Source organism: Undibacterium sp. CCC3.4 (genome assembly GCF_034347425.1).
Taxonomy (GTDB): domain Bacteria; phylum Pseudomonadota; class Gammaproteobacteria; order Burkholderiales; family Burkholderiaceae_D; genus Undibacterium.
Genome location: NZ_CP133779.1, coordinates 4,124,111 through 4,137,499, shown reverse-complemented (window position 1 = coordinate 4,137,499; position 13,389 = coordinate 4,124,111). Strand labels below are relative to the sequence as shown.

Here is a 13,389-nt window from a genome sequence, read left to right as displayed (position 1 = left end):
GCTATGGCAAATGAAGAATTAAGGCCGATTGTCGTCAAACGGATCAAGAAGGTCGCCGGTGGTCATCACGGCGGGGCATGGAAAATTGCCTATGCCGACTTTGTGACGGCGATGATGGCTTTTTTCTTGCTGATGTGGTTGCTCGGCTCGACGGCGAAAGGAAATTTACAAGGGATCGCCGAATATTTCCAAACGCCTTTGAAAGTGGCCATGGCCGGTGGCGATGGCAGTGGTGACAGTTCCAGTGTGATCAAAGGTGGCGGTAAGGATTTGAGTTTGCGTGATGGGCAGAACCGTAAAGGCGATGTCGAAATGCAGAAGAAAACTTACAACTTGCAGGCCGCTGAAGCAGCGTTGGCGAAGGTTGACGGCGATCGTTTGAAAGTATTGAAAGCCAAGATAGAGGCGGCGATCGACGCCAATCCCGGCTTGAAACAATTTAAGAACCAGCTTTTGCTCGATATTACGACCGAAGGTTTGCGCATACAAATGGTGGACGAACAGAATCGGCCAATGTTTGCCTCGGCCAAGGCTGATTTGCAACCGTACACGCGCGAGATCCTGCGCGAAATTGGCAAGGCTCTCAATGATGTGCCGAATCGTATCAGCTTGTCCGGACATACCGATGCCTCGCCTTACGGGATCGGTGAAAAAGGCTACAGTAATTGGGAACTGTCGGCCGACCGTGCCAATGCCTCGCGGCGCGAATTGATTTTGGGTGGGATGAATGAAACCAAGGTGTTGCGGGTAGTCGGCTTATCCTCATCGGTTCTGTTTGATAAAAAAGATGCGTTCAATCCCATTAATCGTCGCATCAGCATTATTGTGATGAATAAGAAGGCCGAAGAATCTGCTTCGCAGGATGGTGGATCTGTCGAAGTGATCACGGAGGCAGATGCTGGTACGGAAGTCTCTGTCAAATCAGGAAAATAGCACTGCAAGTCGCAAAACAGAATAAATTACGCAGATAAGGTGCTGAAGATGTCCACAAAGAAATTACTGGGGTCGCAAGTCAAACAATTGTTGTCCGGGGTTTCTGACCACGGTAGCGAACATTTGTCTGAAGTGGAAACCGATTTGGCACAAACGGCGATACTGCTTGGTGAAGCCATAGAGAAGTTAGGTGTCAGTTTTATGGCGCTGCATGCTGCCGTTTCCAAAGAGCAGGAAGAAATCAGCTTGATCATTGGTGGCGGCTATGTGGCACCGGAAAGCGTCGAGCGCTTGCGCTCTATTCAGCTCGAAATTTCCCAGCACATCAATTCGGCGGTGACCAGTCTGCAATTCCAAGACTTAACCAGTCAGCTGATTTCACGCACCATGCAACGTTGCGAAGGTTTGCGTGAAGTGCTTACTGCGCTGGGCGTAGTCAGTCAAGATATCGGCCAAGATACCGATGGTGACGATATCGCGCATTTACTTAAGCAAACCACGCTGCGTTTGGAAAAGCAAAGTGGTGACTTGAAAAGTTTACTGCGCAAAGCGGTGCATCAAAAACATTTGGACAGCGGTGAGATTGAATTATTTTAAACCGCTGGCGGTATCGTCAGACGGCGTGCCAAATACGCACGCGTAACTCTCTGGGCACATGCCTATAATTTGTAAAACGGAGTAATTATGGCCAAGACAATTTTAGCGGTGGATGATTCAGGTTCCTTGCGGCAAATGGTCGCCTTCAGCCTGAAGGCTGCCGGTTATCAAGTGATTGAAGCCGTCGACGGCCAGGATGGTTTGGAGAAGGCCAGAAACCAGGTGGTCGATCTGGTGCTGACCGATCAGAATATGCCGCGCATGGATGGTCTGACCTTGATCAAATCCCTGCGTGGTTTGGCGACCTATCAACGGGTGCCGATTTTGATGCTGACTACCGAGTCGAGCGATGACATGAAAGCCAAGGGCCGGGCCGCCGGTGCCAATGGCTGGCTGGTCAAGCCGTTCGATCCACAAAAGCTGACTGAAGTAGTGAAGAAAGTGATTGGTTAACACGCGCTGAGGTGTCTTTTCAGCGTGCCAATGTAAATCTCGGAGTGTAATAATGACGATTGACATGAGTCAGTTTTTCCAAGTCTTTTTTGACGAGGCGGATGAGCTTTTGGCCGAGAAAGAAAAACTGTTACTTGCAGTCGATCTTTCCGCGCCCGATCCGGAGGATTTGAACGCGATTTTTCGCGCCGCGCATTCGATCAAGGGGGGCGCCTCGACGTTCGGCTTGAACGATATGACGGAAGTCACGCATGTGTTGGAGTCATTGCTCGATAAAATACGCAAGGGTGAAATGGCGCTGACGGCCGAGCATGTCGATGCCTTTTTGATTGCCAAAGATATACTCAAGATGCAGCTCGATGGTCATCGCCTCGGTACGCCGGTCGATCAGGATGCCGTGGCCGATGTGCGGATGTTGTTGCAATCGCTGTCGCAAGATAGCTTGCCGATTGCGCCGCCAGTGATTTCCTTACCGACCCATGCGCATGATGCGGACGAGCTTGATTACCAGTTGGCGTTCAAGGTTGAATTACCCGATGTCAGTCCTGATGATGCAGTTGCGCTGATGGCCGAGCTCGGCTTGCTCGGTGCGATCACTCGCGCCGCCGACGAGGGTAACCGTGTGGTACTGCACTTACGTACCAATGAAGGGCGCGATGACATCATTTCCATCTGTTCTTTCATTCTCAATCCGGATTGCCTGATTATCAGCGAAGAAAGCATCGCTGTCGCGCCTGCGGCACCGACGCTGAGCGACGACGAGCTTGGCTACGGCTTTTTCGAGCCGCTCGATGCCATGTTTCCGCCACTCGAAGGGGCGGCTGCTGCGGTGGCACCGGTATTGGCACCGATCGTGCCAGTCGAAGTAAAGCCGTTGCCTAAAAAAGAGCAGGAAAAGGTACATGCAACGCAGGAGCAATCGACCATACGGGTGGGTATAGAGAAGGTCGATCAGCTCATTAACTTAATCGGTGAGCTGGTGATTACGCAAGCGATGCTGGAACAGCGTACCCAAGAGCTCGACCCGATTGCCAATGAGCGTCTGCTCAGCAGTGTCTCGCACTTGACCCGCAATACCCGTGATCTGCAAGAAGCGGTGATGTCAATCCGCATGATGCCGATGGACTATGTATTTTCGCGTTTTCCGCGCATGGTGCGCGATCTCGCCACCAAGCTTGGCAAGAAAGTCGAATTCGTTACTTATGGTGCCTCGACTGAACTCGATAAGGGGCTGATTGAACGCATCGTCGATCCGCTCACGCATTTGGTCAGAAACAGCATCGACCATGGTATAGAAATGCCGGCCGTGCGCTCTGCCGCCGGAAAGTTTGAAACCGGACGATTATCCTTGTCGGCAGTGCATCAAGGTGGCAATATCGTGATCGAAGTGAGCGATGATGGCGGCGGCTTACATCGTGACAAAATTCTCGCCAAAGCCAGTCAGAATGGTTTGGCCGTTTCGGATGCGATGTCCGATTCTGAAGTCTGGCAACTTATTTTCGCGCCGGGTTTTTCGACCGCAGAAATCGTGACTGACGTGTCCGGGCGCGGCGTTGGCATGGATGTAGTCAAGCGTAATATCTCCGCCATGGGCGGCGTGGTTGATATTCGTTCGGCCAAAGGTTACGGCACCACGATCATGATTTCGCTGCCCTTAACCTTGGCAATTCTCGATGGCATGTCGATTCGCTTGGGCGAGGAAATTTACATCCTGCCACTTGGTTTCGTGGTCGAATCGCTGCAACCGGCCCGCGAAGATGTCAAGGAGGTCAATGGCAAGGGTACGGTCATCAAAGTGCGCGGAGAATATTTGCCGCTGGTGCCACTGTACCAGTTGTTTGCGCTGGAACCGAAGTTTCTCGACCCTGCTGAGGGCATTATTGTGATTGTCGAAGTCGATGGTAAGAAGGCCGCTTTGTTTGTCGATGACTTGGTCGGTCAGCAGCAAGTGGTGGTGAAAAATATTGAATCGAATTATAAAAAAATTCCCGGCGTCTCCGGTGCCACCATTCTCGGTGACGGTGGGGTAGCGTTGATTCTTGACGTTGCCGCCTTGCTGCGCTCGACTAAGTAACGCCGTACACAGAAAAAATAAAAAATCTTATTTGAAGGATCAGAAATGACGCAAGACTCACACCAATCGCATGACGCCAATGCGACGTCGAATCAGCTCGATGCCGACATTGCCGGGCATGAGTTTCTCGCATTCACACTCGGGAATGAAGAATATGGTATCGATATTCTGAAGGTGCAAGAAATCCGCGGCTACGAAGCGGTCACGCGCATCGCTAATGCCCCGGACTTCTTGAAAGGAGTGATCAATCTGCGCGGCATCATCGTTCCGGTGGTGGACATGCGCATTAAATTCAATCTCGGTAGTCCGACCTACGATCAATTCACCGTCGTCATCATTCTCAATATCGGCGGACGTATTGTCGGCATGGTGGTTGACAGCGTTTCCGATGTGACGACCTTACTGCCCGGGCAAGTGCGCGCTGCGCCGGAAATGGGCACCACCTTCAGTACCGACTTTTTGATCGGCCTGGGAACGCTCGAGGACCGCATGTTGATACTGGTCGATATCGATAAATTGATGTCGAGCCCGGAAATGGGCTTGGTGGATACGCCGGCCTAAACAATGTAAATAATTTGTATCGTTTTATTGGGCTGTGCCGTTGTTAATATAATAAAGATGTTTGCTCATCACGGAGATGAATGTATGAATTTACGTAACCTTAAAATCGGAACCAGACTCGGCTTCGGATTCGCATTTATTCTTATCGGTCTCATCGCTGTCATGCTGCTGGTGAGTTCCTTGAATTCGGCCAATCGTAATGAAATGGCCGATAACCTTAAGCTGGCCAATCAGAAGCAAGTGTTGGCCAATGCCATGAAGAGTTCCCTTTATGAGGGCGGTATCGCGATGCGTAACATCGGCATTCAGTCCGATGTCGGCGAGATGCAAAAAGAAGAAACTCGGGTCAAAGCGCAGCGCGCGCGCTATCAGGAAGCCAAGGAAAAGTTAGCGGCCTTAGGCTTGAGCGAAGAGGAAAAGAAAATCCTCAGCGATGTGGCCTTGCTCGATAAACAAATCGAACAACCGTTCAAAGATGCGGTCGGCCAAGCGCTGGCTTTCAATGGCGAGGGCGCGGTCAAAATTATTTCGGGCGTGCTTGAACCGCTGAGCAGTAAGGCGATCGTCGCCATCAACAGCCTGGTCGATTTGCAGGGCGAAACCTCGAATCAAGTCTTCGAAACCTCGGCTAAGGCTGGCGCACGCTTATCGTATATTTTGTATGCGGTCATGTTGCTGGCAGTGGCAATCGGCGCATTCTTTGCCTGGATACTGACCAACAGCATTACCAAGCCTTTATTGGAAGCCTTGAGCTTGGCTGAGACCGTGGCCAGCGGCGATCTGCGCAGTGATGTGCAAGTCAGCGGCCAGGACGAAGTCGCCTTGCTGTTACTGGCTTTGAAAAATATGAATGACAGCTTGGCCGCTACGGTTGGTCAAGTTCGCATCGGCACCGAAACCATTACCGTTGCGGCGCAGGAAATCGCCTCTGGGAATGCCGATTTGTCCAGTCGCACTGAGTCGCAAGCCAGCTCGCTCGAAGAAACCGCCAGCTCGATGGAAGAATTGACCAGTACCGTGCGTCAGAATGCCGATAATGCCCGTCAGGCCAATCAATTAGTGGTTTCGGCGACTGGTGTGGCAGTCAAGGGTGGGGCGGTGGTCAGTCAAGTGGTCAGTACCATGGGCTCGATCAAGGAAAGCTCACGCAAAATCGTCGACATCATCGGCGTCATCGATGGCATCGCCTTTCAAACCAATATTTTGGCGCTCAATGCTGCAGTTGAAGCTGCCCGTGCCGGTGAGCAGGGCCGTGGTTTCGCGGTCGTGGCAGCAGAAGTGCGCAACCTGGCACAGCGCAGTGCCAGTGCCGCGAAAGAAATCAAATCATTGATCGGCGATTCCGTCGATAAGGTCGACCAAGGCAGTAAATTGGTTGATGAAGCCGGTAAAACGATGGATGAAATCGTCACCAGCGTCCAGCATGTAGCCGACATCATGAGTGAAATTACCGCCGCCAGCCAAGAGCAGAGTGCCGGGATTGAGCAAGTTAATTTGGCCATCACGCAGATGGATGAAATGACCCAGCAAAATGCCGCGCTGGTCGAACAAGCTGCCGCTGCCGCCGAAAGTATGGAAGAACAAGCAGTCACTCTGGCGCAATCGGTCAGTGTATTCTTGCTCAACGGTGCAGCCGCCGCCAAAGTGCCGGCGACCACAGCCCGTCTGACGCGCGTCGAACCGCTGAGCCGGCCGGCACCGGTATTGCCGAAAGCTGGCATACGCAAAGCCGTGCCGGGCAAGCTGACGCAAAGTGTGGCCAGAGTGAGTAAGGCCAGCGCAAGCACAGCGAGTTCGAGCAAAGCCAGCGCAGCTGCGCATGACAATGATGGTTGGGAAGAATTTTAAAGCAGACCATATTGCTTTGATTGGTTTGTGCTGGTAGGTTTGACTGTCCTTTTCGGAAAGCAATGAATGATAAAAATAGCGCCAAGAGAAAAGGCTGAGACATCAAAGGAATTTGATTTTACTTCCCGCGATTTCGACCGAGTGCGTGAGTTGATTTATAAAAAAGCCGGCATTTCGCTGGCCGAAAGCAAGCAAGAAATGGTGTATAGCCGCTTGGCACGGCGTTTGCGCGCGCTTGGTATGAATTCCTTCGCGCAATACTTGGACGCGCTCGAACGTCAGCAAGATAGCGACGAATGGGAAGCTTTCACGAATGCTCTGACGACGAATTTGACTTCATTTTTTCGCGAAGAGCACCATTTCCCGCTGCTTGCTGAGCATGTAAAAGGGCGGCGCGATCAGTTGCAGGTCTGGTGTTCCGCCAGTTCTACCGGGGAAGAGCCGTATTCGATTGCGATGACCATCTGCGAAGCCTTTGGTACGCTTAAACCGCCGGTACAAATCATCGCCACCGATATCGATACCAATGTGCTCAGTACCGCTGCGCGCGGTGTCTATAACCTTGATCGTATCGAAAAAATGACGCCGGAACGGGTTAAGAAATTTTTTCTCAAGGGTAAGGGTGAGCAAGAAGGGCTGGTACGGGTGCGGCAAGAATTGCGTGATCTGATCAGCTTCAAACAATTGAATTTGCTGGACGGCAGTTGGGCCTTGAAGGGGCCGTTCGATGCGATATTTTGTCGCAACGTGATGATTTATTTTGATAAGCCCACACAGGGAAATATTCTCAAAAAATTTGTTCCTTTGATGAAACCCGACGGCTTGCTGTTTGCCGGGCATTCTGAGAACTTTCTCTATGTGTCGGATGATTTTAAACTGCGTGGAAAGACGGTCTATGAACTCGCTGCCAAGCGCGCCGGGACCGCACATCATCTGCATAAAGGTGGCTCATGAGTACATTAAGCGAAGAGCATTTCGCAACAAACATTTATTACGACCGCACCTTCGATTGCGATGCCGCGAAAATATTGCCTGGTGAATTTTACTTCACGAAGAAGGACATGTTAATCGTCACCGTGCTCGGCTCTTGTGTGTCGGCGTGTATCCGCGACCGTGTCTCCGGGGTCGGTGGGATGAACCACTTCATGCTGCCCGATACGGGCGGCGATGTCGATAATCCGGTGTCGGCTTCGATGCGCTACGGTACCTATGCGATGGAAGTGTTGATCAATGAATTGCTCAAGGCCGGTGCCAAGCGTGAAAATTTGGAAGCCAAAGTGTTTGGCGGTGGTAACGTGCTGCGTGGTTTTACCGCCATCAATGTGGGCGAACGAAATGCTCGTTTTGTGCTCGATTATCTCAAGGCCGAGCGCATGCGCGTGACCGCCGAAGATTTGAATGATATTTTCCCGCGCAAGGTATACTTTTTTCCGCATACCGGCAGAGTGCTGGTGAAAAAACTCAAAGTCGAACATAACGATACGCTCAGAAAACGCGAACAAGATTACGCCAGTCGCCTGAAAACGGCACCGGTTGGCGGCGATATCGATTTGTTTTGATGTAGATAGAGATAACATGTCAACCAGTAGTGGAGAGAGATGAATGAAAATTAAAGTATTGGTCGTTGATGATTCCGCACTCATTCGCAGTGTGATGAGCGAGATCATTGGTAGTCAACCGGATATGGAAGTGGTTGGCGTTGCGCCTGACCCGTTGGTCGCGCGCGAGATGATCAAGCAGCTTAATCCCGACGTGCTGACACTCGACGTCGAGATGCCGAAAATGGATGGGCTCGACTTTCTTGAGCGCTTGATGCGTTTGCGTCCTATGCCAGTGATCATGGTGTCTTCGCTCACCGAGCGCGGCTCGGAAATCACCATGCGCGCACTCGAACTCGGTGCCATCGATTTTGTGACCAAGCCCAAGCTGTCGATACAAAGTGGGATGCATGATTATGCTGAGTTGATCGCCGAAAAAATCCGCATCGCCTCGAAAGCGCGGATCCGTCCGCGCAGTGTGGCGGCGGCCGAACACAGTAAATCCCTGCAGGGCGCGCTGCCCATGGTGAGAAATCCTTTGACCAGTAGTGAGAAACTGATCATCATCGGCGCATCGACCGGAGGTACTGAAGCGATCAAGAATTTTCTGGTGCAAATGCCTTCCGATTGCCCCGGTATTTTGATCACGCAGCACATGCCTGAGGGGTTTACCCGCTCGTTCGCCAAGCGCTTAGATGGCTTGTGCAAGATTTCCGTATCGGAATCGAGTGGCGGTGAGCGGGTGTTGCCAGGGCATGCGTATATCGCGCCTGGTCACTCCCATTTACTGTTAGCGCGCAGTGGTGCTAATTATGTCACGCAGCTCGATACCGGCGAGCCGGTCAATCGTCATCGTCCTTCGGTCGATGTGTTATTCCGTTCGGCCGCCACCTATGCCGGTAAAAATGCGGTTGGAGTGATTTTGACCGGGATGGGAAAAGACGGCGCTGCCGGCATGTTGGAAATGAAGAATGCCGGAGCTTACAATTTTGCCCAAGATGAAGCAAGTTGTGTAGTATTTGGAATGCCACGCGAAGCCATTGCAATCGGCGCGACCCATGAGGTCGCTCCCTTGAATGACTTGCCAACTAAGGTTTTGCATCATCTTGCCACACATGGAAGCCGCGCATTACGAGTTTAAGGCGTAAAATTATGCATTACTGTAATTCCAACACCGTTTGAACATAATTTAACCGATAATATCGATAACTGTATTTAAAGAAATAGTGGAGTAATTCATGGCTGATCAAAATCTGAAGTTTTTAGTTGTCGATGACTTTTCTACGATGCGTCGCATCGTCAGAAATCTGCTCAAAGAATTGGGTTATTCCAATGTTGATGAAGCCGAAGATGGTGCCATGGGTCTGGCAAAATTAAAGAACGGCGATTTTGACTTCGTCATTTCCGATTGGAATATGCCGAATATGGACGGCTTGACCATGTTGCAGCATATTCGTGCTGATCCAGCCCTGTCGAAATTGCCGGTGTTAATGGTGACGGCTGAAGCCAAGAAAGAAAATATCATCGCGGCCGCTCAAGCAGGTGCCAACGGCTATGTGGTCAAACCATTTACCGCTGCCACACTGGACGAAAAACTCTCGAAAATTTTCGAGAAACTGGCCAAGAGTGCTTAAGCACCATCTTTAATTCGGGAGCGCATCATGAGCCAAGACCTACAACAAACTCAACAAGACGACCTCCTGTCTCGTGTCGGTCATATGACGCGACTGCTGCACGACAGCTTGCGTGGCCTCGGCCTCGATAAGCTGCTCGAGCGAGCGGCCGAAGATATTCCAGACGCGCGCGACCGGCTCGACTATGTCGCTAAAATGTCAGAGCAGGCCGCGCAGCGCGTGCTCAATGCCACCGATATCGCGATTCCCTTACAAGAACAGCTCGATTCGGAAGCAAAAAAAATCAGCTTGCAATTGCAGTCGCTGCAGCTGCAGCCAGCCAGTTCGGAGCAAATGCAGCAAATGACGGCGCAGATGTTGCAGTATCTGGCACTGGCTTCTGAAAACAGCGTGCAAACCAAATCGCACCTCATGGACATCATGATGGCGCAAGACTTTCAAGATTTGACTGGGCAAGTGATCAAGAAAGTCACGGCCTTGGCGCAGAATTTGGAACAACAATTGGTGCAACTGCTAATCGATTACTCGCCCAATGAAGTGAAAAAAGAGACTGCCGACGGTTTACTCAATGGTCCGCAAATCAAACCTGAAGGTAAAACCGATGTGGTTGCGAACCAGAGTCAAGTCGATGACCTGCTCGATAGCCTGGGCTTTTAAACACGTGGCTCGTGCTTGCCTCTAACCAGAATCCTACATGATTGCAGATAATTTCATTTTGCGCGAGCCTTTGCTGGACCCGAAACAGCGAGTCATCGGCTTTCAGTTTTTTTGGCAGCAAGCCGACCCCGCGCAAGAAACCAGCGTACAGAATCTCGATTATTTGCTGGATTTTGTCGCCGGCCATTTGAACGACGAAGAGCGTGGCTTTTTGCTTGGCGACAGCTTGCTGTTTCTGGAGGCGGCACCGGAATTATTGCAGCAAGAAGGGCTTAAGCGCTTCCCACCAAAAAATACCGTACTGATTCTGCCTAAGAAATATTTTGCCGATGCCGCGACGCTGGAGGCCGTCAAGCATTTGCGCTCCCTCGGATATGGTATCTGCTTGCGCGGTGCCGAAGTGACGACGCTGGAGCGTTCATTTTTTGCCTATGTCAGTCACATCGAAGTACAGCTCAATGCCGCCAATTTCGCTTCGCAGGCCAAAGTCTATGGCAGTCTCAAACAATCCTCGGTACGCATGGTGGCGCGCAATGTCGCGACGTGGCAGGATTACGATGCTTGTTCTGCGCTCGGGCTCGATAGCTTTGTCGGCAAATTGCACCTGACACCACGTCCGTCGGTGGCACCGAAAGAATTGAACTCCTCGCAGACCACGATTTTGCAGTTGATGGAAATGGTCAGAAAGAATGCCGATATCCAGCAGTTGGAACTGGTGGTCAAGCGCGACCCCACTTTGGCGTACAAATTGTTGCGCTATATTAATTCAGCCGGGTTTGGTTTGCGTACCGAAGTACAGTCACTCAAGCATGCGGTGCAAATGCTTGGTTACAGCCCCTTGTATCGCTGGTTGACGGTGTTGTTAGCAACCGCCAGCACCAGTGGCTTTTCGGCGGTATTACTGGAAACTGCAATCGTGCGTGGTCGCTTTGCCGAATTATTGGGGCAAATGAAAATGTCGAAAACCGAGGCGGAGAATTTATTCGTTGCCGGGATGTTTTCACTGCTCGATCGTTTGCTCGGTTTGCCGATGGCAGAAGTCCTGTCGACCATACAATTGCCGGAAGTAGTGACGGAGGCGCTGATCTCACGCGCTGGCGTATTCGGTCCTTACTTGGCCTTGGCTGAAGCCTGTGAATTGAATAGCATGCTGGTCGTTTCTTTGGCAGCATCCTTGAAAATTTCGGCGGAAGATGTCAACGCAGCCCATCTGGCCGCTTTGGTCTGGGCGAAAAACGTCGCCGCTGCGGTCTGACTGAAGACTACCATCACTGACGGCAAGCATCTGTGCTTGCCGTTTTTTTTTATTTTAGTTCATTCGCTTTTCGATTCATGCAACAACAGAAATTATCTTCCTTCGCTGCGATCCCACTGCCACTGATTTGGCTGCTGGCCTGCTATTTTGTCGCCTATCGACTCGGTGCATATGCGGTACTCGACAATAACGAGGGTTTGTATGCAGAAATTTCGCGAGAAATGCTGCATTCAGCTAAGTGGGAAAATTGGATTATCCCCCACCTCAATGGCCTCGCTTACATGGAGAAGCCGCCACTGCTGTACTGGCTCACCGCCTCGGCCTTGGCGCTGTTCGGTGAGCACGAGTGGGTAGTGCGCTTGTCGCCGGCCCTATCATGTTTGGGGTGCGTCGGACTGTTGTTATGGTTCGGCCGCCGTGTTGGCCTGCCTGCAGTTGGGCAGTTTGCGGCGGTGGTGTTTGTCAGTAGTCTGGGTGTGACTGCGATGGCGCGCACGCTGATGTTCGACATGCTGTTGACGTTTTTTTTGACCGGCGCGGTGATGCATGCTTATCTGTACATCGAGCAACAGCAGCGCGCTGCCTTATATCGGGCCATGGCGCTGCTGGCCGGAGCTTTGCTGGCGAAAGGCTTTGTCGCGCTGATCCTGTTTTCAGCCATCATGGGCAGTTATCTTCTCTCGTGCGCCAAGTCGCCGGCAGATTTCTTGGCGCGTCTGCGGCGCTGCTTGGATTGGCGTGGCTTGTTGGTATTTTTTGCCTTGGCCGCGCCATGGCATCTGGCCGCAATGCTGACTGAGCCGATTTTTACTTGGTTTTATTTCATCAACGAACATGTGTTGCGGTTTCTCGGTAAGCGTGAGCCGCACGACTATTATGCCGGTGCTTGGTGGTATTACTTGCCGCGCATGATCGCGTTTCTCTTTCCATGGTCGCTGTTGCTACCTGTGCTATTGCTGCGGCGTCCTGTTGATCCCGCTGTTGCTGCTGCTGTCGGCACTACAGCGCCGCGCAGTTTGCAGCGCTTCTTGTTACTGGCTTGGCTCATGCCGCTGGTGTTCTTTTCGATCTCCAGTGCCAAGGCAAATTATTATCTCGTCGTCGTCATGCCGTTAGCCGCAATGCAGCTCGCGACGCTGCTTGCCGCACGCTGGCCCTCGCGCCGGCTGGCTTGGTTGCCCGGTTGTTTGGGCGCGGCCTTGTTTGCTGCCATACTCTGGCACTTTGAGCGGCTCGACATCAGTCAGATCGGCCCGCTGGCCGGCTGGCCGGCAGCGGATTTCTTACGTGCGGCCTTGGGCGTGCTGCTGCTTGCCTCGCTGGCTGCGAGTGCGCTGGCCAGCCGCTCGGCGCGGCTGACTTGGTATGCGTATTTGCTCATTCCGCTGCTCAGCTTACCCTTGCTGTTGCAAGTACTGGCGGGGCTCGATACGCAAACCTCGACGCGTGCCTTGGTCGATCAATTGCAGCGCCAGGCCCCGGCGCGCGAGGTCTTACTATACCGAGTATTTGAACAGCAGTCTTCGCTGCCGTTTTACCTCAAGCGAGCGGTACGCATTGTTGATAGCCGCAGCAATGATTTATTTTGGGGAAATAAGTTACATAAAAATAAAATTGTCATCGATGATGCCGCCTTTGTCGCTCTTGCGCAGACTCAGACAGTCGATTTATTGGTGTTGGAAGAGGATTTGCCAGATTTTCAGCAAAAGAATTATTTCACCCGTTTCAAATCAACCCGACAAGTTGGTAAAACCTGGGTGTTTTCCAATTGAGTAGGCCGACTATACGCTGTTCTTTCGCTGGCAAACTCCGTGCGTCGGCTGCACTACTGCTCGGTTT

The 13,389-nt window shown here is 51.8% G+C and carries 13 protein-coding genes; all 13 read left to right on the top strand.

Annotation, left to right across the window (positions count from 1 at the left end):
- Window positions 1-3: 3 nt before the first annotated feature.
- The 13 genes from motB to RHM61_RS18220 all read left to right on the top strand — a co-directional run bounded on the left by motB (window position 4) and on the right by RHM61_RS18220 (window position 13,322).
- Complete coding sequence (motB, locus tag RHM61_RS18280) at window positions 4-933, top strand: flagellar motor protein MotB (RefSeq protein WP_322248743.1); 930 nt, start codon at window positions 4-6, stop codon at window positions 931-933.
- A gap of 48 nt (window positions 934-981) precedes the next feature.
- Entirely contained in the window at window positions 982-1,530 is a 549-nt protein-coding gene (locus RHM61_RS18275; RefSeq protein ID WP_322248742.1) for a chemotaxis protein, read from the top strand.
- Between the two features lie 87 nt (window positions 1,531-1,617).
- Complete coding sequence (locus RHM61_RS18270; RefSeq protein WP_162020889.1) at window positions 1,618-1,983, top strand: response regulator; 366 nt, start codon at window positions 1,618-1,620, stop codon at window positions 1,981-1,983.
- A 52-nt stretch (window positions 1,984-2,035) separates the two neighbouring features.
- Window positions 2,036-4,057, top strand: a complete 2,022-nt coding sequence (gene cheA, locus RHM61_RS18265; protein WP_322248741.1) for a chemotaxis protein CheA — start codon at window positions 2,036-2,038, stop codon at window positions 4,055-4,057.
- A 45-nt stretch (window positions 4,058-4,102) separates the two neighbouring features.
- Complete coding sequence (locus tag RHM61_RS18260) at window positions 4,103-4,618, top strand: chemotaxis protein CheW (RefSeq protein WP_322248740.1); 516 nt, start codon at window positions 4,103-4,105, stop codon at window positions 4,616-4,618.
- 84 nt (window positions 4,619-4,702) lie between these two features.
- The gene (locus RHM61_RS18255; RefSeq protein ID WP_322248739.1) at window positions 4,703-6,466 is read left to right on the top strand and encodes a methyl-accepting chemotaxis protein; all 1,764 of its coding nucleotides are present in this window, start codon (window positions 4,703-4,705) and stop codon (window positions 6,464-6,466) included.
- Between the two features lie 66 nt (window positions 6,467-6,532).
- Window positions 6,533-7,420, top strand: a complete 888-nt coding sequence (locus RHM61_RS18250; RefSeq protein WP_322248738.1) for a CheR family methyltransferase — start codon at window positions 6,533-6,535, stop codon at window positions 7,418-7,420.
- Entirely contained in the window at window positions 7,417-8,025 is a 609-nt protein-coding gene (gene cheD, locus RHM61_RS18245) for a chemoreceptor glutamine deamidase CheD (protein WP_322248737.1), read from the top strand. Before RHM61_RS18250 ends, cheD begins: the two co-directional genes overlap by 4 nt.
- Before the next feature lie 43 nt (window positions 8,026-8,068).
- Window positions 8,069-9,145, top strand: a complete 1,077-nt coding sequence (locus RHM61_RS18240; protein WP_322248736.1) for a chemotaxis response regulator protein-glutamate methylesterase — start codon at window positions 8,069-8,071, stop codon at window positions 9,143-9,145.
- Between the two features lie 97 nt (window positions 9,146-9,242).
- Window positions 9,243-9,638, top strand: a complete 396-nt coding sequence (gene cheY / locus RHM61_RS18235) for a chemotaxis response regulator CheY (protein WP_322248735.1) — start codon at window positions 9,243-9,245, stop codon at window positions 9,636-9,638.
- A 27-nt stretch (window positions 9,639-9,665) separates the two neighbouring features.
- The gene (gene cheZ / locus RHM61_RS18230) at window positions 9,666-10,295 is read left to right on the top strand and encodes a protein phosphatase CheZ (RefSeq protein ID WP_322248734.1); all 630 of its coding nucleotides are present in this window, start codon (window positions 9,666-9,668) and stop codon (window positions 10,293-10,295) included.
- Window positions 10,296-10,332: 37 nt separating this feature from the next.
- Window positions 10,333-11,550 (top strand): EAL and HDOD domain-containing protein, encoded by a 1,218-nt coding sequence (locus RHM61_RS18225; RefSeq protein WP_322248733.1) that lies wholly within the window; start codon window positions 10,333-10,335, stop codon window positions 11,548-11,550.
- A gap of 77 nt (window positions 11,551-11,627) precedes the next feature.
- Window positions 11,628-13,322: a glycosyltransferase family 39 protein gene (locus RHM61_RS18220; RefSeq protein WP_322248732.1), complete on the top strand. Its 1,695-nt coding sequence runs from the start codon at window positions 11,628-11,630 to the stop codon at window positions 13,320-13,322.
- Window positions 13,323-13,389: the final 67 nt, after the last annotated feature.